This is a genomic window from Kitasatospora sp. NPDC048722 (assembly GCF_040650235.1).
In the GTDB taxonomy this organism is placed as follows: domain Bacteria; phylum Actinomycetota; class Actinomycetes; order Streptomycetales; family Streptomycetaceae; genus Kitasatospora.
Genome location: NZ_JBEZGX010000041.1, coordinates 51,276 through 70,038 on the forward strand (window position 1 = coordinate 51,276; position 18,763 = coordinate 70,038).

General features: G+C 73.5%; 19 protein-coding genes. 9 read left to right on the top strand and 10 right to left on the bottom strand.

The window, feature by feature from the left end; translation table 11 throughout:
• Window positions 1-10: 10 nt before the first annotated feature.
• The 4 genes from dnaE to AB0C76_RS27320 form a co-directional block, all read right to left on the bottom strand.
• Window positions 11-3,577, bottom strand: coding sequence for a DNA polymerase III subunit alpha (dnaE, locus tag AB0C76_RS27305; protein WP_359970619.1), 3,567 nt, complete (start codon window positions 3,575-3,577; stop codon window positions 11-13).
• A 464-nt stretch (window positions 3,578-4,041) separates the two neighbouring features.
• Window positions 4,042-4,509, bottom strand: a complete 468-nt coding sequence (locus AB0C76_RS27310) for an ATP-binding protein (RefSeq protein WP_359970621.1) — start codon at window positions 4,507-4,509, stop codon at window positions 4,042-4,044.
• A gap of 152 nt (window positions 4,510-4,661) precedes the next feature.
• Window positions 4,662-5,072, bottom strand: coding sequence for an STAS domain-containing protein (locus tag AB0C76_RS27315; protein WP_359970623.1), 411 nt, complete (start codon window positions 5,070-5,072; stop codon window positions 4,662-4,664).
• A 123-nt stretch (window positions 5,073-5,195) separates the two neighbouring features.
• Window positions 5,196-6,125, bottom strand: a complete 930-nt coding sequence (locus AB0C76_RS27320) for a SigB/SigF/SigG family RNA polymerase sigma factor (RefSeq protein ID WP_359970625.1) — start codon at window positions 6,123-6,125, stop codon at window positions 5,196-5,198.
• 257 nt (window positions 6,126-6,382) lie between these two features.
• Here AB0C76_RS27320 and AB0C76_RS27325 point away from each other — a divergent pair, with 257 nt between their 5' ends.
• The 5 genes from AB0C76_RS27325 to AB0C76_RS27345 all read left to right on the top strand — a co-directional run bounded on the left by AB0C76_RS27325 (window position 6,383) and on the right by AB0C76_RS27345 (window position 9,877).
• Window positions 6,383-6,823 (top strand): SRPBCC family protein, encoded by a 441-nt coding sequence (locus AB0C76_RS27325; RefSeq protein WP_359970627.1) that lies wholly within the window; start codon window positions 6,383-6,385, stop codon window positions 6,821-6,823.
• Between the two features lie 136 nt (window positions 6,824-6,959).
• Window positions 6,960-7,328, top strand: a complete 369-nt coding sequence (locus AB0C76_RS27330) for a PRC-barrel domain containing protein (protein WP_359970629.1) — start codon at window positions 6,960-6,962, stop codon at window positions 7,326-7,328.
• Window positions 7,329-7,441: 113 nt separating this feature from the next.
• Entirely contained in the window at window positions 7,442-7,879 is a 438-nt protein-coding gene (locus AB0C76_RS27335; protein WP_359970631.1) for an SsgA family sporulation/cell division regulator, read from the top strand.
• A 260-nt stretch (window positions 7,880-8,139) separates the two neighbouring features.
• Complete coding sequence (locus tag AB0C76_RS27340) at window positions 8,140-9,234, top strand: mechanosensitive ion channel domain-containing protein (protein ID WP_359970633.1); 1,095 nt, start codon at window positions 8,140-8,142, stop codon at window positions 9,232-9,234.
• A gap of 175 nt (window positions 9,235-9,409) precedes the next feature.
• Window positions 9,410-9,877, top strand: coding sequence for a hypothetical protein (locus tag AB0C76_RS27345; protein ID WP_359970634.1), 468 nt, complete (start codon window positions 9,410-9,412; stop codon window positions 9,875-9,877).
• Window positions 9,878-10,170: 293 nt separating this feature from the next.
• On the opposite strand, the gene AB0C76_RS27350 is transcribed toward AB0C76_RS27345, so the two are convergent.
• Window positions 10,171-10,380, bottom strand: coding sequence for a hypothetical protein (locus tag AB0C76_RS27350; RefSeq protein ID WP_359970636.1), 210 nt, complete (start codon window positions 10,378-10,380; stop codon window positions 10,171-10,173).
• A gap of 370 nt (window positions 10,381-10,750) precedes the next feature.
• On the opposite strand from AB0C76_RS27350, the gene sigK reads away from it, so the two are divergent.
• The 4 genes from sigK (at window position 10,751) to AB0C76_RS27370 (ending at window position 13,518) form a co-directional block, all read left to right on the top strand.
• Window positions 10,751-11,335: an ECF RNA polymerase sigma factor SigK gene (gene sigK, locus AB0C76_RS27355; RefSeq protein WP_359970638.1), complete on the top strand. Its 585-nt coding sequence runs from the start codon at window positions 10,751-10,753 to the stop codon at window positions 11,333-11,335.
• Window positions 11,336-11,399: 64 nt separating this feature from the next.
• Window positions 11,400-12,149, top strand: a complete 750-nt coding sequence (locus AB0C76_RS27360; RefSeq protein ID WP_359970640.1) for an anti-sigma factor — start codon at window positions 11,400-11,402, stop codon at window positions 12,147-12,149.
• A 109-nt stretch (window positions 12,150-12,258) separates the two neighbouring features.
• Window positions 12,259-12,630, top strand: coding sequence for a hypothetical protein (locus AB0C76_RS27365; protein ID WP_359970642.1), 372 nt, complete (start codon window positions 12,259-12,261; stop codon window positions 12,628-12,630).
• 123 nt (window positions 12,631-12,753) lie between these two features.
• Window positions 12,754-13,518 carry a hypothetical protein gene (locus tag AB0C76_RS27370; protein ID WP_359970643.1) on the top strand — a complete coding sequence of 255 codons (765 nt, stop codon included), beginning with the start codon at window positions 12,754-12,756 and terminating at the stop codon, window positions 13,516-13,518.
• A gap of 114 nt (window positions 13,519-13,632) precedes the next feature.
• On the opposite strand, the gene AB0C76_RS27375 is transcribed toward AB0C76_RS27370, so the two are convergent.
• The 5 genes from AB0C76_RS27375 to AB0C76_RS27395 all read right to left on the bottom strand — a co-directional run bounded on the left by AB0C76_RS27375 (window position 13,633) and on the right by AB0C76_RS27395 (window position 18,629).
• Entirely contained in the window at window positions 13,633-14,085 is a 453-nt protein-coding gene (locus AB0C76_RS27375; RefSeq protein ID WP_359970645.1) for a universal stress protein, read from the bottom strand.
• 120 nt (window positions 14,086-14,205) lie between these two features.
• Window positions 14,206-15,069, bottom strand: coding sequence for a universal stress protein (locus AB0C76_RS27380; protein WP_359970646.1), 864 nt, complete (start codon window positions 15,067-15,069; stop codon window positions 14,206-14,208).
• 11 nt (window positions 15,070-15,080) lie between these two features.
• Complete coding sequence (locus AB0C76_RS27385; protein WP_359970648.1) at window positions 15,081-15,473, bottom strand: DUF302 domain-containing protein; 393 nt, start codon at window positions 15,471-15,473, stop codon at window positions 15,081-15,083.
• A gap of 179 nt (window positions 15,474-15,652) precedes the next feature.
• Complete coding sequence (locus AB0C76_RS27390) at window positions 15,653-16,222, bottom strand: maleylpyruvate isomerase N-terminal domain-containing protein (protein WP_359970650.1); 570 nt, start codon at window positions 16,220-16,222, stop codon at window positions 15,653-15,655.
• A gap of 187 nt (window positions 16,223-16,409) precedes the next feature.
• A complete protein-coding gene (locus tag AB0C76_RS27395) occupies window positions 16,410-18,629 on the bottom strand; it encodes a hypothetical protein (RefSeq protein ID WP_359970652.1) in 2,220 nt (739 codons plus the stop codon).
• Window positions 18,630-18,763 lie beyond the last annotated feature (134 nt).

Below are 18,763 nucleotides of genomic sequence, written 5' to 3' on the forward strand. Positions count from 1 at the left end.
GACCCCTGGCTCAGGCCCGTACGGCCGCGCCCGCCCAGGCGCGGTTGCCGAGGAGGGTCTTGACGTCCGAGGCGAGGCCGTTGTCGGGGTTCACCAGGAAGCCGAGCTCGTAGAGGGTGTTCTTGTCCCAGTTGGTGGTCAGCAGGCGGACCGGGACGTCGCCGGGGTGGGCCTGGAGGGCGAGCTTGAGTTCGGCGACCACCTGGGGGGTGAGCCGGGAGACCGGGACGGTGATCTGGACCGGCGGCTTGGTGCCGAGCTCGGCGGAGGAGACGTCGAGCGTGGTGATCTCCTGGCCGAAGATGCTGAGCGATCCGTCGCGCTCGTTGAGGCGACCGCGGACCGAGACCACGTTGTCCTCGACCATCTGGTCGGCCATGAGGTTGTAGGTCGCCGGGAAGAACAGCACCTCGACCGAGCCGTCGCGGTCGGCGAGGGTGATGATCGCCCAGGCGTTGCCCGCCTTGTTGATGCGCCGGTCCACCGCGGTGATCAGGCCGGAGAGCCGGACCTCGCCCTCGGAGCGGCCGGAGCCGAGGAGTTCGGCGATCGAGGTGTCGCGGTTCTGGGAGAGGATGTGCTCGGCGCCGTCCAGCGGGTGGCTGGAGACGTACAGGCCGAGCATCTCGCGCTCCAGGGCGAGGAGTTGGCGGCGGGGCCACTCCTGGTCGGTGAGCTGGAAGTCCAGCCCGATGCCCGGGCCGGCGCCGTCGCCGGCGTCCATCGCGCCGAACAGGTCGTCCTGGCCGATGGCCTGCTGCTTCTTCACCCCGGTGACGGCGTCGATCGCGGTCTCGTGGACGCTGCTGAGCGAGAGCCGGGTGTGGCCGAGGGAGTCGAAGGCGCCCGCCTTGACGAGGGAGTCGACGGTGCGCTTGTTGCAGACCACCAGTTCGACCTTGTCCAGGAAGTCGGGGAACGACGTGTACTTGCCGTTCTCCTCGCGGGTGCGCACCAGGGACTCGATGACCGGCACGCCGACGTTGCGCACGGCCTTGAGGCCGAAGCGGACGTCGCTGCCGACGGCGGTGAAGTCGACCACCGACTCGTTGACGTCGGGGGAGAGGATCTTGATGCCCATCTGCCGGCACTCGGCCAGGTAGACCGCCATCTTGTCCTTGTCGTCGGCGACGGAGGTGAGCAGCGCGGCCATGTACTCGGCCGGGTAGTTGGCCTTCAGGTAGGCGGTCTGGTACGAGACCAGGCCGTACGCGGCGGAGTGCGACTTGTTGAACGCGTAGCCGGCGAACGGGACCAGGACGTCCCACACCGCCTGGATGGCCTCGTCGGAGTAACCGCGCTCCTTGCAGCCCGCGTGGAAGGGCACGAACTCCTTCTCCAGGACCTCCTTCTTCTTCTTGCCCATGGCGCGGCGCAGCAGGTCTGCCTGTCCGAGCGAGTAGCCGGCCAGCACCTGGGCGGCTCGCTGGACCTGCTCCTGGTAGACGATCAGGCCGTAGGTGGGGCCGAGGACGTCCTTGAGCGGTTCCTCCAGCTCGGGGTGGATCGGGACGATCTCCTGCTGGGCGTTCTTGCGCAGCGCGTAGTTGGTGTGCGAGTTCATGCCCATCGGGCCGGGCCGGTAGAGCGCGGAGACGGCGGAGATGTCGGCGAACTCGGTGGGCTTCATCAGCTTGAGCAGGGCGCGCATGGGGCCGCCGTCGAGCTGGAACACGCCCAGGGTGTCGCCGCGGGCCAGCAGCTGGTAGGTGGTGGGGTCGTCGATCGGGATCTTCTCGATGTCGACGTCGATGCCCCGGTTGGCCTTCACGATCTTGATGCAGTGGTCGATGATGCCCAGGTTCCGCAGACCCAGGAAGTCCATCTTGATCAGGCCCATGGCTTCGCACGACGGGTAGTCGAAGCCGGTGATGATCACGCCGTCCTTGTCCCGCATGTGCAGCGGGATCAGGTCGAGCAGCGGGGTGGAGGAGAGGATGACGGCCGCGGCGTGCACGCCGGTGCCGCGGATGAGGCCCTCGATGCCCCGGCCGGTGTCGATGATCTTCTTGACGTCCGGCTCGTTCTGGTACAGCGCCCGGATCTCGGTGCCCTCGTTGTACCGGGCGTGCTTCTCGTCGAACAGGTCGGCCAGCGGCACGCCCTTGCCCATGACGTCCGGCGGCATCGCCTTGGTGATCCGGTCGCCCATGGAGAACGGGTAGCCGAGGATGCGGTTGGCGTCCTTCACGGCCGCCTTGGCCTTGATCGTGCCGAAGGTGTTCACCTGGGCCGTGTAGGCGGCGCCGTACTTCTCGGTGACGTAGCGGACCATCTGGTCGCGCTGGCGGTCGTCGAAGTCGATGTCGACGTCCGGGGGGTTGATGCGCTCGGGGTTGAGGAAGCGCTCGAAGAGGAGGTCGTGCTCCAGCGGGTCCAGCTGGGTGATGCCGGTCAGGTAGGCGACCATCGAGCCGGCCGCCGAGCCTCGGCCGGGGCCGACGGGGATGCCGTTGTCCCGGCCGTACTGGCAGATGTCGGCGACCACGAGGAAGTAGGCGTCGAACCCCATCGGGGTGATCACGCCCATCTCCAGCTCGATGCGGTCCAGCACCTCCTGGCTCGGGCTGTCGCCGTACCGGTGCTTCAGCCCGATCTCGATCTTCTTGCGCAGGTAGGAGGCCTGGGTCTCGCCCTCGGGCACGTCGAACTGGGGCATCCGGTCGACGTAGGTGAAGACCTCCTCGTACGACTCGACGCGCTCGGCGATCGCGAGGGTGTTGTCGCAGGCCTCCGGCAGCTCGCGGAAGAGCTCGCGCATCTCCTCGGCGGTCTTCACGTAGTAGCCGGTGCCCTGGAACTTGAACCGGTTCGGGTCGTCCTTGTTCTTGCCCACGCCGACGCAGAGCAGGCTGTCGTGGGCGTCGGCCTGGTCGGCGGTCACGTAGTGCGAGTCGTTGGTGGCCAGCAGCGGGATGTTCAGCTGCTTGGCCAGGCGCAGGAGGTCCTCGCGGACGTCCCTCTCGATGTCGAGGCCGTGGTCCATCAGCTCCAGGAAGTAGTTCTCCTTGCCGAAGATGTCCTGGTAGGCGCCGGCCGCCTTGACCGCCTCGTCGTACTGGCCCAGCCGCAGCCGGGTCTGCACCTCGCCGGAGGGGCAGCCGGTGGTGGCGATGATGCCGCCCGCGTTGGCGGCGATCAGCTCGCGGTCCATGCGGGGCTTCATGTAGTAGCCCTCCATCGACGCGAGCGAGGAGAGCTTGAAGAGGTTCCGCAGGCCGGTCGCGTTCTGCGCCCACATGGTCATGTGGGTGTAGCGGCCGCCGCCGGAGACGTCCTTTCCGCCCTCGCCGTCGGCGCCGGAGGGGCGCTGGCCGCCGGGGGACCAGAAGACCTGCTTCTTCAGGAAGCGCGAGGCCGGGGCGACGTACGCCTCGATGCCGATGATCGGCTTCACCCCGGTCTTCGCGGCGGCGTGGAAGAACTCGTACGCGCCGAACATGTTGCCGTGGTCGCTCATCGCGATGGCGGGCATGCCCTGTCTCTCCGCCTCGGCGAACAGCTTGCCGTTCTTCGCCGCCCCGTCCAGCATCGAGTACTCGGTGTGGACGTGCAGGTGCGCGAAGCTGTCGGACACGGCGCTGTGCTCCTCGGAGGGATCTCGGGGACCGCGGTGATCGCGGGGGAACAAGCGGTCCAGGCTAGCGGGTCGGAGCGTTCGACGCGCCGGGAGGGGCGTCCGCGGCGGATACTTTGACGGATCCTTCCCGCCGCCTTGACAGGGCGGTGATCCGTCCTGTCGTGAGATTCGCCGGAGCCGGTGCCGTCGGTCGGCGAAGGGAGGGCGCGCGCTGGTGACGCTGACCGGTGGTGCGGGGGCGGGAAGGACCGCGTCGGCCGCTGCGCTCGTGTCAGCCGTGCCGCAGCGCGCGGCAGTTGTGCTGCACGGGGACGACTGCTACGTCACCGCGCCGGAGCGGGGGACCTGGGCGCCGGACGGGGCCGGGGTCCTGCGGCTGGACGTCGGGGATCCACGCTCGGTCGACGGCGAGCGGCCGGACGCCCACGCCGCCGCGGCTCTGAGGACCGCGGGGCGGCCGGTCAGCCTCCGGGACGCGAGGGCACGGCGTCGATCTCGGCCCAGACCGTCTTGCCCTCCGGGTGCGGCTGGGCGCCCCAGCGGGTCGCGGCGTTCTGGACGATGAAGAGGCCGTGCCCGCCGGGCATGCCCGGGCGGTGGGGGAGGCGCGGTTCGGGCAGGGCGGTCGAGCGGTCGGTGACCTCGATGCGCAGACGGGCCGCGGAGGCGTCGAGGACGAGGTCCACCGGGCCGCCGGCGTGCAGCAGGGCGTTGGCGACCAGCTCGGCGACGAGGAGCACGATGTCGTCCGCGCCTGAGCCGCCCGTCGGCCACGACCAGTCGGCGACGGCCTGCGCGGTGTACGCCCGGGCGCGGGCGACGGGCTTCGGCTGCCCGGCCAGGTGCAGGCGCCGGCGCTGTCCGCCGGGCGGCAGCGTGGGGCCGGTGCCCGGCCGGTCGTCGTCCAGGGTCGCCCGGCTGGTCGTCATGTGCGGGGTCCCCTTCGACGTCGGTGTCCGTTTCGTCTGTTTCGGTGTGCTTGGTCGTGCTTCGTCTGCTCGGATTCCCGGCCGCCGGCGGATCATGCGCGCCGTCGACCGGATTCGACCGCGCCGGGTGCGGGGCGGGTTCGCACCGCCGGTCAGAGCGGTGCGGCGAGCGCCGCGTCCACGGACGGGTGGAGCGAGAACACGCTGTCGGCGCAGGTCAGTTCGAGCAGCCGCAGCACGGTGGCGGACGGCGCCGCGAGGCGGAACCCGACGTCCGCGGCGATCGCCGCCATCCGCGCCCTCAGCAGCAGGTTCAGGCCGGAGGAGTCGCAGAAGTCGACGAGCCCGAGGTCGACGACGAGCAACGGCGGGCACCGGCGCACCAGGTCGTCGAGCGCGTTCCTGGCGGGCTCCAGGGTCTCGATGTCGAGGTCGCCCACCAGCTCGCAGACGGCCGCCCCGGCGTCGGAGTGCCGGGTGCGCACCACCAGGTCGGGCCGGGGACGCGAGCCCGGCCGGAAGGGGTCGGCGAACGCGGTCGCCGGCTCGTTCTCTGTTGGCATCGTCTGCTCTGCGGGCATCGTCGTGTTTCCCCTCCACGGGTGTGCTCCACGAGGGTACGCACGCCACCCGGGTGCGGCCAAGGCCGTGGGTGGCGTGCGTGCGTCGCGGGGGTGCGGGGCGGCTCAGGCGGTGAGGTCCGCGTGGAGCTTCTTCAACAGGCGGTTGAGCAGCCGGGAGACGTGCATCTGGGACAGTCCGAGGCGGGCGCCGATCTGGGACTGGGTGAGCTCCTCGCCGAAGCGCATGGACAGGATGAGCCGGTCGCGCTCCGGCAGGGCGGCGATGAGGGGCTTGAGGACGATCAGGTCCTCGACGGTGCCGAACCGCGGGTCCTCCTCGCCGAGGCGCTGGGTGAGCGGGTTCGGTTCCTGCTGGCCCTCGGTGGCGGGGGCGTCCAGGGAGCCCGCTGTGTGGCCGTTGGCGGCGGCGAGTCCCTCGATCACCTCCTCCTCCGACAGGTCGAGGTGTGCGGCGATCTCGGGCACCGTCGGCGCCCGGCCCAGGCGCTGGAACAGCTCGTCGCGGGACTTCGCGAGGGTGATGCGCAGCTCCTGGAGGCGGCGCGGCACGTGGACGGCCCAGGTGGCGTCGCGGAAGTGGCGGCGGATCTCGCCGAGGATGGTCGGCAGGGCGAAGGTGGTGAACTCCGCGCCGTGGCCGGGGTCGAAGCGGTCGATCGCCTTGATCAGGCCGACCGAGCCGACCTGTATGAGGTCTTCGAGGGGCTCCTGACGGTTGCCCACGCGGCGGATCGCGAACCGGACCAGCGACAGGTTGAGCTCGATCAGCGTGGCACGCACGTAGGAGTACTCGCGGGTGCCCTCCTCCAGCGCCGCCAGCCGGACCAGCAGCACTCGCGTCAGCTCGCGCGCGTCGGCGGGGGCGACGCGCCGGGGGTCGTCGATGCCGTCGAGCTCGGGGATGCCGTCGAGTCCGGGGGAATCCGGTGCGGGCGTGGCGGCGCGAGGGTTTCCGGGTGCGCCGACCGGCGGGGCCTCGTCCGAAGCCGGGCCTGTCGCGCGGTGGAGGAGTTCGTCACTGGTCGTGGCCATGTCGGTCCTTTCCCCTCGGCGTACGGTCCGTCCCCGGATACCCGCGGAGTCCGGATCCATGCCGGTCGTCGTTGTGAGGATCGCGTGAACGCCCGTGGCGGCGGATCGGGCGCCGGCGGGCGATCCGTGGACGGACCGTGGCCGAGCCGCCGCACACGGTGCATGCCGGGCGGGGATCGGGGCACCCGGGCACCCGTGGGCCGCCACCCGGGCGGCGGCGGGGGGCGCAGGCACCGGAGGCCGAGGAGGAGGAAGGCATGGGACGGATCGAGGAGTCGGTCGAGATCGCGGCACCGCGCGGCGAGGTCTACGAGCGCTGGGTGCGGTGCGAGGACTTCCCGCGGTTCATGCGCGGCGTGGTGAGCGTCGACGTGTCCGGACCCGGGAACAGCAGTTGGGTGGTCGTGACGGCCGGCGGCCGCCGGGAGTTCGAGGCCGTCACCACTGAGGTCGTGGTGGGCGAGCGGGTGGCCTGGGACGGCGGGAGCGGCCCGGTGCGGCACAGCGGTGTCGTCACCTTCCACCAGGTGGACGACCGGACCACCCGCGTCATGCTCCAGCTGGAGATCGAGCCGCACGGACTCTGGGAGCACCTCGTCGAGGCGCTCGGCTTCGTCGACCGTCGCGTGATCGACGACCTGAACGACTTCAAGCACCACGTCGAGCGCAACGGCGCGGGCCCGGACCCGGCAGCCTGAACGCCCGCACGCCCGACGTCCCGGGCGGTTCTCCGATCCGGTGGCATGAACCGTTGCATCCGGGGCAGCCGACCGTCACGACCGGCCGGGCCCGTACGACGGGGCCCGGCCCACGAGGAGAGGAACGGAGGCAGTCATGAACAAGAGCCGTGACATCTGGGAGTTCCGCACCGCCGCCGGGCACTCGGCCGGCACCGACCTGATCGGCTTCCACGTCGAGGCCGTCGACGGCCCGGTCGGCAAGGTCGACAAGCTGTCCGAGGCGGTCGGCGAGCAGTACCTGGTCGTCGACACCGGCCCGTGGATCTTCGGCCGGCGGGTGCTGCTCCCGGCCGGCACCGTGACGCGCATCGAGATCGCCGAGCAGAAGGTCTACGTCGACCGTTCCAGGGACGAGATCAAGAACAGCCCCGACCTCGGCGACGACGGGCCCGACGACGGCCACGACGCCCGCGGACGCTTCGGGCCGTACTACGACGCGTTCTACGGCGGCCGGATCTTCTGACCCGGCGCAGCCCCGCTGCCGGAAGCGCCGGACCGCCGGACACCACACACGCACGGGCCGGGACAGCCCGCGGCCGTCCCGGCCCGACGAACCCGGGAAAGGGGAAACGCCCCATGGAACGCCTTGCCACCCGGATCACCATGCGACTGATGACCGGCGACGAACGCAGTCGGCTCCTGGAGGTCGGCTGGTCCTACCGGTCCGACGAACCGCACGCGATCGCGCTGGACTTCGCGGACTACCAGCCGGACGCCGTGTGGACGCTCTCGCGCGACCTGCTCGTCGCCGGCCTGCACACGCCGGTCGGGGACGGTGACGTCCACGTGACGCCGTTCGACGACGCCTACGTGCTGATCGCACTCGCCGGCGACGAGGGGGTCGCCCTGCTCGCGGCCTCCGCCGACACCGTCGCCAGGTTCCTGGCCGCCACCGCCCGGATGGTCCCGCCCGGGCTCGAACACACCCGGATCGACTGGGACCAGGGGCTGAAGGACCTGCTGGCCGCCCGACCGTACCGAACCGAACCGGAGGAGACACCGCCGTGTCCGTAGCCCCCGCCGAGCCCGGCCTCCCGCCACCGCCGCCGCTCCCGCCGGAGCCCCCGGCGCCGCCGGACCCGACCCGGCCGCCGGGCCCGCCCCTGGTGCCCGACCCTCCGCCGTCGCCCGGCACGCCCGAGCCCCCGCCGGATCCGACCCCGGAGCCCGAGCCCGCCACGCCGCAGCCGGGCCACCCGGGACCGCCCGAGCCGCCCGACTGACCCAGCCGCGCGGTCCGCTCGAACCCGTCGCCGCAGAAAGGAGACCGGCACATGTGGTGGAGCCTGCTCCGCCTCGCCGTCGCCGGCGTCGCCGCCGCCCTCGTCACCTACGGCCTCGACCGGGTGGTGCAGGCGGTGGCGCGGCGGCTGGCGGCTCCCGGGGGCGCCGTCGGCGTGCCGCTCCTGGTGCGCCGCTGCCGCCAGCCGGTCCTGGCACTGACGGCGTGCCTCGTGCTCGCCGCCGCGCAACCCTGGATCGCCGCGCCGCCCGCCGCCCGCGAGGGACTGCGGCACCTGACGGTGGTCCTCGCGATCGCCTCCGGCGGATGGCTGTGCGGGCGACTGGTCGCGCTCGTCGCCGAGGGCGCCCTCAGGATCGCCGTCCACCGGCGCGACCCGGTGTGGGCCGGGCGCGCCCGGACCCAGGCCAGCCTGCTCGGCCGGATCTGCCAGGCGATCGTCGCCGTCGCGACGCTGGGCGCCGTCCTGATGACCTTCCCGGAGGTCCGCGGCGTCGGCACGAGTCTGCTGGCCTCCGCCGGCCTGGTCGGCGTGGCAGCGGGCGTGGCGGCGCAGAGCACGCTCGCCAACGTCTTCGCCGGGGTGCAGATGGCCTTCGGCGACCTGGCCCGCATCGGGGACGTCGTGGTGGTGGCGGGGGAGTGGGGGAAGGTGGAGGAGATCACGCTGACGGCCGTGGTGATCGAGACCTGGGACCAGCGGCGGCTGGTGATGCCGATGTCCTACTTCGTCGGCCGCCCGTTCGAGAACTGGTCCCGCCGCTCCAGCCGGATCACCGGCACGGCGCTGCTCCACCTCGACCACCACGCCCCGGTGGGGCTGCTGCGCCAGGAGTTCGACGACTTCCTGGCCAAGAGCGACCTGTGGGACGGCCAGGGCAGCGCCCTGCAGGTGGTCGACACCACCCCCACCACGATCGTCGTCCGCGCGCTGGCCACGGCGGCCGACGCCGACGACGCGTTCGCGCTCCGCTGCGCCCTGCGCGAGCACCTCATCGGCTACCTCCGGGACGAACACCCTTACGCCCTGCCGCGCATCCCCGTGGGCGACGCGGCCGGACGCCGCCCGTCCGGGCCCGAGCCCGCCGACACCCCGCGCCTCGCCCGGGGCCCCCACGCCACGTGACCGCCGGTCGGGGGCAGTTGGGCCGGCTTCGGGCCGGGACCGCCGGCGGCGGGGGAGACCCGGAGCCCTGACAAGCCGGCCGTCGAGTACACCGGCCACCGGATCGGCCGGCCGGACCCGGCCGCCACCCCGGTGGCCGACGTCACGCAAGGGCGACTGCACCGGCAACCTCGCGATGGGCTCGAAGGGCACCTACGACATCGTCAGCACGTCCGGGCACGCCTGGCTCAAGCCCGACGCCACCTTCCGGAAGACCATCGCGGGTCCGAAGGGCGACGTCGCCGCCGAGCTCTTCAAGGGGCGCTGGCTGACCGGCCCGGCGGACGACCAGAACCTGAAGAGCTCGTCGAGCCTCTGCGACATCGCCGGGATGGGCGCCCAGACGGCGGACGGCAGCGACACCAAGGGCGACCGGACCACGGAGAACGGCAAGCCCGCCCTCGTCCTCCACGTGACCGACGGTGACGGCTCCAAGACCGACGTCTGGGTTTCTGCGCAGGGCAAGCCCTACCCGCTGAAGAGCGTCAGCGACGACCGGTCGACGATCATCTTCACCGACTACGGCGTACCGGTCGCCGTCACGCCGCCGCCCGCCGACAGCGTCGTCGACACCGCGAAGCTCAAGCAGGCGACCGGAGCCTGAGCAGCCGGGGCAAGCCGGCGTCCGGCCCGTTGCCGACGGCTCGGGAGGGGGCGGTCTGGCTGCCGGTCAGGGGTTCGTCTCCGCAAGGGCATCGTCGGACGTCCCGCCCAGGGCGGCAAGGTGGGGACGTCCTCCCTCTCGTGACGCGTGCGCATCACACGCCGTGGCCCCTCGATCGTCCGAACGGATGTACACGGGCCCGCCCCGCGCCGGGCAGCGGCGAAGGGCGGGCCGGGCGGGCGCCGACGTCACCCCCGTGGATGTCGGCGCCCGTGCTCGGGGGCGTCCCGTGCTCAGGAGACCTCGATCGCGGGGGACTCGCCGGCGTAGTGGTAACCGGGGGTGGTGAACCACGCCACGGTGTAGAACGTGCCGGAGGGCACCGTGGTCAGGAAGCCGTTCACCGAGCCGCAGTAGGCGTCCTGCCTGCTGCACGCCGTGCTGCCGTACCGGTTCCCGGCGCCGTCCACGATCTTGACGCACAGGTCGATGGTCTTGTGCACCTGGCTCCTTCGGGCGTGGGAGGTGGTCGGTCCGTGCTTCTCGCATCAGGAACTCGCGGTCGGGTCACGGGACTTGGCGCGTGCGGCGGGTCGCCTCGGCCGGGCCCGGTCCCGCCCGTGGTGTTCCGCCTCAAGGCTGGCCGAGGCGGTGTGTGGAGTCACGAATTCCGTACAACCCCGCACAGGCGGCGGCGCCCTCGGACGCGGGGCAATCCGGTCGCGTGCCGGCGTCGAAGGACGGGTGTCAGTCCGTTCCGCTCCGCTCCGCCCTGCCGGGCTGTTCTCCGGCCGTGGCCCCTGGGAGGTCCACCATGCCTGCCGTCCGCCCGTTGGGCTCGCCGCCCGCCCGCCGCGACCGGGGCGCGACCGGATGAGCGCCGTCGTGCACCTGTCCGGGCCGGGACGGCCGGGACAGGACCTCGGGGAGCTGGTCGCGCGGGTCGCGCGCGGGGACCAGGACGCGTTCTCGCACCTGTACGACGCGGTGGCCGGGCCGGTACTGGGCCTGGTGCGGCGCGTCCTGCGGGACCCGGCGCAGTCCGAGGAGGTCACCCAGGAAGTGCTGTTCGAGGTGTGGCGCACCGCCGCCCGCTACCGGGGCGAACGCGGCGGGGTGATGCCGTGGGTGCTGACCATCGCGCACCGGCGCGCGGTGGACCGGGTCCGCGCCGCGCAGGCCGCCGCCGACCGCGACCGGCGGGCCGCGGCCGCCGCCCACGCCCCGGTGTTCGACGAGGTCGCGGAGCAGGTCGAGGGCCGGCTGGAACGCGAGCAGGTGCGGCGGTGCATGCGCGTGCTGACCGAGCTGCAGCGCGAGTCGTTGACGCTGGCGTACTACCGCGGCTTCACTTACCCGCAGGTCGCCGAGTTGCTCGGCGTGCCGCTGGGCACGGTCAAGACCCGCGTGCGCGACGGGCTCATCCGTCTGCGCGACTGCCTGGGGGTGGGAGCATGAGCGAGCGAATCCTCGGAGGGTGCGCGTCGCGCGGAGCGGCTGCCGAGCGAAGCGAGGTGGGCGCATGAGCGTCGCCGACCTGCACACGCTGACGGGCGCGTACGCCGCGCACGCGCTGGACCCGGCCGAGAGCGCGGAGTTCGAGCGGCACCTGGCCGACTGCCCGGCCTGCGCCCAGGAGGTGGCAGAGTTCGCCGCGACCCTGGCCAGGCTCGGGTCGGCGGAGTCCGTGCTGCCGCCGGGGGCCATGAAGGCGCGGGTGATGGCCGCGCTGCCCGCCATCCGCCAGGAGGCCCCGCGGACCGCCCCCGTCCGGCCGGCGGGCCCCCGGCCCGGTCGGCTGCGCCGCGCCTGGCCGAAGCTGGCGCTCGCCGCCTGCCTGGCCGTCGCGGCCGCGGCCGGCGGTCTCGCCGTCCAGCAGCACCGGGAGGCCGACCGGGCGCGGGCGCGCGCCGCCGCCATCCAGCAACAGCAGAACCGGTTCGCGGACCTCCTCGCCGCACCCGACGCCCGCACGGCCAGCGCGACGGCGGCCGGCGGGGCGGGCGTGGGGACCGTCGTGTGGTCGCACAGCCGTGGCCAGGCGGCCTTCCTCGCCTCCGGCATGCCCGCCCCGGCCGGTGACAGGACGTACGAGCTGTGGTTCGACGACGCCGGGACGATGCGCCCGGCGGGGCTGCTGCCGGGCGGCGACGGTTCGCTCGTGCTGTCCGGGGCGCTGGACGGGGCGACGGGCATCGGCGTCACGGTCGAACCGGCGGGCGGGTCCGCCCACCCGACCGGCGCGCCGGTCATGCTGCTGCCGTTCACGTGAGGTCGGGCGGGCAGGGTGTTCCGCCCGCAGCCCCGCCGGGGTTACTCTCCGGTAGCCCCGGAGAGGCCTTCCGCGCCGGGGCCCGCCGACCAGCACCCCGAGGAGCAGCATGCCCGCCGACAGATCCGCCCGATCCGCCCGCCTGCTGAGCGGACTGCTGCTGGGCGCCGGGGCCCTGCACTTCGCCGCCCCGCGCCCGTTCGACGCGATCGTCCCGCGCGCCCTGCCCGGCAGCCCCCGGACCTGGACCCACCTGAGCGGCCTGGCGGAGCTGGCCGTCGGCGCCGCCGTCGCGCACCCGCGCACCCGTCGCGCCGGTGCACTGGCCGCCGCCGGGCTGTTCGTCGCGGTGCTCCCCGCCAACGTGCAGATGGCCCGCGACTGGCGCACCCGCCCGGCGCCGCTGCGCACCGCTGCCGTCGCCCGGCTCCCGCTGCAGGTGCCGCTGGTGCTCTGGGCGCTGCGCGTGGCCCGGAGGTGATGCTGGGCGCCGGGGCGATGCACTTCGCCGTGGTGAGCCCGCCGGAAGGGGGCTGTTTCCCCGCTGGTAACGTGGCGATCTTCGCCAGGTGCAGGCCGGTGGAGTCCCCGAAGGCGAACGCCCATGACCGACATACAGGCTGACCGGGCGAGGCTTCGCCTCGACGCGGCCATGGAGGACCTCGCCGTCGTCTTCCGCGGCGCGGTCGCGCACCCCGACGAGCACAACTGCGAGTGTCACTGGGGCAGCGCCGAAGAGCTCGCCCTCCTCAAGGAGCCGGGTGTGGTGCTCGATCCCGACCTCCTCCGGCGGAGCTGGCAGATCCCCGGGTGGGGCGACCCCGGAGCGGTGCTCCGACGCATCCTGCCCCAGCTCGCGGGTGCCGTCGTCGACAGCCGGTCCGAGTCGTCCCGGTACCAGTACGAGATCGGAACCATGCTCGCCCGCGCGGACTGGCAGGCGTGGCCGCCGGAACAGGCTGCGGCCGTACGGGAGTTCCTGCACGCGTTCTGGGCCCACACCCTCGTCACCCCCGACCCCGCCGCGTACGCGCCCCGGACCCTCGTCCTGTGCGTCGAGGCGTCCGGTGAACTGGTTCCCTGGCTCGACGTCTGGGAGGCGCTGGACCACCCGACAGCCGATCGTCGCCTCGCGGAGGCCGTCGACGAGTGGGACTACGACCTGCTCGCCGACCAGTTGCCCTGGTGGACCTGGCACGACGACAAGGACGGCATGGTGGCCGTCCTCACCGCCTGGCTCACCCGCCACGCCCCTGCCCGGCTGAGAGCCCTTGGCGCCCCGGACGACCTGCTCCACCGCCTGCGGCTGATCGGCCTCACCGGGCCCGCCCGTTGGACCGATCCGCACTGGCCGAACTACACCTACTGATCGCACGCGACCCGGCCGACGCCTGCGCCGGCCGGCTGCTCCGAGGCGAGGCCCTGGCCGGGCGGGCCCATCGCAGCACCTCCGCCCACCTGACCAGGACCACCGCCCGAGCCGTCAGTGCGTGCGGGCGACGACCACCGGGCACGTGGCGTGCTGCGTCACACGCGTGCTGACCGAACCGAGCAGGGCACGGGTGAGGCCGCTGCGGCCGTGGCTGCCCACCACGAGCAGCTCGGCGCCCCGGGAGGCGTTCAGGAGCACGTCGGACGGGTCGCCCATCACCATCGTCCGCCGCACCTCCACCGTCCGCCCCTCGCCGAGCACCCGGTCACCGAGCACCCGGTCGAGCTCGTCGGCGAACCGCTTCTCGGCCACCTCCCGGTCGAAGGAGTGGTCCACCACGGGCGCCGACCAGCCGATGTGGCTCGGCGGCTCCCAGGCGCCCACCGCGTCCACGACGCCGCCGATCAGGGTGGCGTGCCGGAGGGCCCAGCGCAGCGCGGCGTGCGACGACGGCGAGCCGTCGACGCCGACCACGACACGGGGAGCGGAATCGTGCGCGTTCATCTGTGTCGTCACCTGTACCGTCACCGTCCTGTGAACCGTTGAAGCCCCTCGTCCACCGTGCGTGCCGTCCCCTGCCGACGCCAGTACGGCCTGCCACCCGGGTGACGGGCGCCGGTCGGGTCAGCCGTACGGGACGACGGCGACCGGGCAGTGGACGTGGTGGACCACGGCGTGTGCGACGGTCCCCAGGTGGTGGTGGCGCAGGGGCATGTGCCGTGCGCGGCGGCCGACGACGAGCAGCCTGGCCGTCGCCGCCGCGTCCACGAGCTCGATGGCCGCCTTGCCCCGGACCAGGTCGGCGGTCACGGTCACCTCGGGGTGACGGGCCCGCCAGACCTCCGTGGCCTTGGCGAGCCCGTTCCGCTCGACACCGGAGATCTCGCCCTCCAGCCCGCCGATGGAGCCGTAGGACATGTACTCGGTCCCGGCCGGCGGGGACCAGACGTGGACGATCCGCAGCGGCGCCGAGCGGACGGCGGCGGCCTCGAAGGCGAACGCCAGCACGTCCTCCGCAGGGTGCGCCAGGTCGAGCCCGAGGAGCACGGGCCCGTTCGACCCGCCTCCCGGTGAGGCCGGGGCCTGCGCGCGGACGAGCACCACCGGACAGGCCGCCCGGCGCAGCACCTCCTGGCTCACCGAGCCGGTCAGGTACCCGCGGATGGTGCCGAGGCCGCGCGAGCCGAGCGCGACCAGGGCGGCGGTTCGCCCGGCCTCCTCCAACGCCTCGACCGGGTCGCCGGACACGGGCGAAGCGGTCACCGGCACCCCGGGTGCCATCTCGCTCAACTCGGCTTCCCGGTTGGCGAGTTGCTCTTGCGTACGGCGGAAGGTCTCGTCCCGCCCCGCCACATCCCGATGCGGCCCGGCCCAGGCCTGGAGGAGCGTGAGCGGACACCGGCGGCGCTGCGCCTCGCGGAGGGCCCATTCGGTGGCGGCGAGGCTTTCGGGCGAGCCGTCGAATCCGACGACGACGGGAGCGTTCACGGCCGGCCCCCTCAGTCCCGCAGCGAGCCGAGCGCGGCACGCAGCCGCCGGCCGGCCTCGTCCGCGACCTCGCCGAGCCCACCGTCCGGCCCCGCGAGCGCGACCAGCACCTGTGGATCGACGGCCTCGACGACGGCGCCGTCGCCGTCCGCCCGGACGACCACGTTGCACGGGAGCAGCAGCCCGATCCGCCGGTCGGCCCGGAGCGCGCGGTGAGCGAGGGAGGGGTTGCAGGCGCCGAGGATCACGTAGTCCTCGACCTCCTCGCCGATCTTCTCCCGCAGCGTCGTCCGGACGTCGATGCTGGTCAGGACACCGAAGCCCTGCTCCTTGAGCGCGGCCGTGACGGCCTCCACCACCTCCGCGAACGGCCGGTCGAGCCGGACGCCGAAACCGTAGTCCACGATCTCCTCCTCGGGGTCCCGCCCCAGTATCGACGGGCCCGCCACCCACCGCCTCCCGACGAGCCACCTGGTGGTCGGGCGGTCGCGCCGTCGCGGGCCGTGCACCGGGCGGACCCGCGGGCGGCGCCGCAGCGGCTGACCCGGCGCTGTGACCGAGAAGGTTCGCCGGGTGGGTGCGATCAGTCGGAGCGCGCTGCTTTCCATGTCCACGAGGTTCGGCGGGGAAGGCCGTCCAGTTCCTGGCGGCCGGTGCACCAGAGAAGCACCTGGACGGGGTCTCCAGGAGGGGCGTCGGGGAACAGCCGGCCGAGCACGGCCGCGCACAGCGGTGCGGGCGGCTGCCAGTCCACGGCCAGTCCCTGCGTGATGTCGTGTGTGTGCAGGAGGGCTTCGGCGACGCCCATTGCCGCGAAGCCCTCGGGATCACAGGGACCCCAGTGCCAGGCCCGCAAGGTCGGACCGGCTGCGGCCAGTACGCAGCTGAGGAGGCGGCCGCAGGCGGTGACCGTCTGGAGTACCTCAGTCGGGGAGGCGGCGGGGCGGACGTCCAGGTCGAACGGGAGGTAGGAATCGGCGGGACGTGCTGCCACCTGCCCCGCGTAAGCCAGCAGGTCGTGCCCGATGTGCGCCGCCGTCTCCCAACAGCTCCACTCCAGCGGACCTGCCGGAACCGTCCAATCCTCGTCGGCGAGCGGTCCCAGCACCCTCAGCAACTCTGCCAAGGCCGTGTCGACGTCCCGATGGTCCATGCGGATCTCCTCGTGAGGTTCGTGCTGTGCAACTGGGCTGTGCTCGTGGCGTCTTTCCCAGCAGGCCCCGGACACCGGAGGGCCGGCCGGCGACGTCGACTACCGGTGGATCGTCGAACGGGGCGCGGACCGGGACCACTTCGTCTGCGGCCGGCTCAACCGGCGCTGACGGCCGGGGCGGAGGCGATCAGTCCGGCTGCTCGGCGAGCAGGGCCCGGCAGTCGGCGCGGAAGCGGTCGTCGGCGTCGGTGTCGTACCGCGTCCCGCGACTGTGGTCCCCGTTGTTGCCGACGCGGCGGGGGTCTGCGAGTTCGGCGCGCAGCAGCTCCGGGAGGCCGGGAGGGAGCGGGCGCTCGGCCTGCTCGCGCCGCAGTGCTGCCGCGATGAGCGGGCGGACGGGGCGGCTGCGCGTCCACAGGGTGCGCAGCAGGTCGTCGTCGGGCCGGTCGTCGTCGGGCCGGGGCGTGGTGGCCCGGGCGGCGAGGAGGAGGCGGACGAGGGTGTGGTCGTGCTCCTCGATGTCGAGTTCGGCGGCGAGGGCGGTACGGATGCGCCCCGTGAGCGGGGCGGCGTCCGGGCCCATCACGGCGGCCAGTTCGAGCGCGTGGAAGCGCGGGAACCAGTCGCCGGTGTCCGAGATCAGGGCGTCGAGCACGGGCAGGACCTCGGCGGGATCCTGCCCGGCGTGCCACAGTGCGCGGGCGGCGTCGACCCGGGTGACGGGGTAGGGGTCGCCGAGCAGTTCGCGCAGGACGGGCAGGGCGTCCTCGGCATCGGGGCCGAGGCCCTCGGGGTCGGACAGGACCGTGCGGAGGCCGGGATGCAGCGAGCCGGTGGTGTCCCGGGTGAGGTCGAGGCACGCGGCCAGCACCGGGCCGATCACCACGTGCGCCTGCGGGTGGCCGGTGGCGGCCATGGCGGCGAGGAGCCGGCCGACCTCGTGCAGCGCGGCGTCGTCGATGACGCCGTCCACCTCGCAGCGCTCGGTCGCGGGGTGCGCCCGGGCGAGCAGTGCGGGGAGCATCTCCTGGGCGTGCGGGCGCAGTTGGCGGCAGTAGAGCGCCAGGTCCGCGGGGACGGAGCGGCCGGCGAGCAGCGGGGCGAGGAGGCCGACGGCCCGTTCGTCGCCCGCGGCGGCGAGGAGTTGGATGCACTGGCCGGGCAGCTTGCGCTCCCAGCCCCAGTCGGTGTGGTACCGCCCGTCGTCGGCGATGGCGGCCGCGGTGTCGAGCAGGTCGGGGGCGAGCGGGAACCGGCCCAGGCGCAGTTCCTGGGCCGCTGCTGCGGCGAGTTGTGGGTCCGAGCCGCGGAGGAGCCGGCCCAGCGCTTCGGCGGTCTGCGCGGCGTCGGCGTCGGGGACGCGCCAGCCGCTGTGCAGGTCGCCCGCCCGGTCGACGGCGGCCTGCGGGCTGTGCGGGTCTCCGTGGCGCAGCGTGTGCAGCACGAGCCGGTGACGCTCCGGCACCCGGTCGCCGAGGGCGTCGACGAGGTCGTCGAGTGCTTCGGCGACGAGTTCGTCGGTCTCCTCGGTGAAGGACGCGGTCTGCAGGGTGCGCAGGTGCGAGAGGAGGGTGTCGGTTTCGGGGCGGGGCTCGCCGGGCGGCGCGGTGGGGTGCTGCCGGGCGCGGTCCAGGGCGGCCGTCGCCCGGTCCGCGAGGCCCTCGGGCAGGTGCTGCGGGGTGTGGCGGGCGAGGGCGGCGAGCGCGGTCAGTTCCGTCGCCGGGTCCTGGCCGGGCGAGGCGAGCCGGGCCAGCGCCCGCGTGGCCCGCAGCTGCCGCGGCGGGTCGTCGCCCAGCCGCCCGGCCAGGGTGCTCAGGGCGATGACGTGGGCGTGACGGACCGTCGGGTGGTGTTCCTCGGCGGCGGGCGGCGTGGTGATGAGGTCCAGGACGGTTTCGGGTCGGGTGTGGCGGCCTGCCAGGAGAACGGCGGTTGCTGCGCGCACGTCCGGTTCGGCGTCGGTCAGCAGCGCGGTCAGGCCGGGCAGTCGCCGCGCCAGCGCGTCGCGCGCCAGCAGGCCGTACGCGAGCTCCAGGTCGTCGCTCCAACAGCCGGTCTCCTGCGCCCTGGTGACGACGGCCTGGGGGTCGGGGAGGTGATCGGCCAGTTCGGCGCGCCGGGCGGCGCTCTCGCCGATGCTGTCGAGCAGGGCGAGCAGGGCACCCCGGTCGGCGACGGTGGGAGCGGCGGCGAGCGCACAGAGGAACGGCAGGCAGGCGAGGGTGGAGTCGTACACGTCGCCCTGGTGGTGGACCCCTCCGTACAGGGCGTCCAGCGCGTGGTCGCGCTCGGCCGGATCCGTTGATGCGAGGCCGCGCAGCAGGCCGGGGACGTCGGTGGCGGGTCCGTAGGCGTGGTTCAGCGCGGCCCAGTCGATGTCGTCGAGCCCGTCGAGCGGGTCGTGCATGGTCTCCCCCGAGGTGGTGCGATGGCCGGTCCTTGCGCGGGCCAGTCTCGCGGACCGCTCGGACACCTGGTCGGGCGGGGGCGGGCGAGGGCCGTCCGCGCGTGAGGGGGTGGGTCTTCGCGAGGTGGACGGTG

Excerpts from the sequence above, each read along its gene's own strand:
- AB0C76_RS27360 (WP_359970640.1), top strand. The coding sequence starts at position 11,400 with ATGAGCGTCGCCGACCTGCACACGCTGACGGGCGCGTACGCCGCGCAC.
- AB0C76_RS27330 (WP_359970629.1), top strand. The coding sequence starts at position 6,960 with ATGAACAAGAGCCGTGACATCTGGGAGTTCCGCACCGCCGCCGGGCAC.
- AB0C76_RS27390 (WP_359970650.1), bottom strand. The coding sequence starts at position 16,222 with ATGGACCATCGGGACGTCGACACGGCCTTGGCAGAGTTGCTGAGGGTG.
- AB0C76_RS27395 (WP_359970652.1), bottom strand. The coding sequence starts at position 18,629 with ATGCACGACCCGCTCGACGGGCTCGACGACATCGACTGGGCCGCGCTG.
- AB0C76_RS27340 (WP_359970633.1), top strand. The coding sequence starts at position 8,140 with ATGTGGTGGAGCCTGCTCCGCCTCGCCGTCGCCGGCGTCGCCGCCGCC.
- AB0C76_RS27365 (WP_359970642.1), top strand. The coding sequence starts at position 12,259 with ATGCCCGCCGACAGATCCGCCCGATCCGCCCGCCTGCTGAGCGGACTG.
- AB0C76_RS27370 (WP_359970643.1), top strand. The coding sequence starts at position 12,754 with ATGACCGACATACAGGCTGACCGGGCGAGGCTTCGCCTCGACGCGGCC.
- AB0C76_RS27310 (WP_359970621.1), bottom strand. The coding sequence starts at position 4,509 with ATGACGACCAGCCGGGCGACCCTGGACGACGACCGGCCGGGCACCGGC.
- AB0C76_RS27345 (WP_359970634.1), top strand. The coding sequence starts at position 9,410 with ATGGGCTCGAAGGGCACCTACGACATCGTCAGCACGTCCGGGCACGCC.
- AB0C76_RS27325 (WP_359970627.1), top strand. The coding sequence starts at position 6,383 with ATGGGACGGATCGAGGAGTCGGTCGAGATCGCGGCACCGCGCGGCGAG.
- sigK (WP_359970638.1), top strand. The coding sequence starts at position 10,751 with ATGAGCGCCGTCGTGCACCTGTCCGGGCCGGGACGGCCGGGACAGGAC.
- AB0C76_RS27335 (WP_359970631.1), top strand. The coding sequence starts at position 7,442 with ATGGAACGCCTTGCCACCCGGATCACCATGCGACTGATGACCGGCGAC.
- AB0C76_RS27315 (WP_359970623.1), bottom strand. The coding sequence starts at position 5,072 with ATGCCAACAGAGAACGAGCCGGCGACCGCGTTCGCCGACCCCTTCCGG.
- AB0C76_RS27320 (WP_359970625.1), bottom strand. The coding sequence starts at position 6,125 with ATGGCCACGACCAGTGACGAACTCCTCCACCGCGCGACAGGCCCGGCT.
- AB0C76_RS27375 (WP_359970645.1), bottom strand. The coding sequence starts at position 14,085 with ATGAACGCGCACGATTCCGCTCCCCGTGTCGTGGTCGGCGTCGACGGC.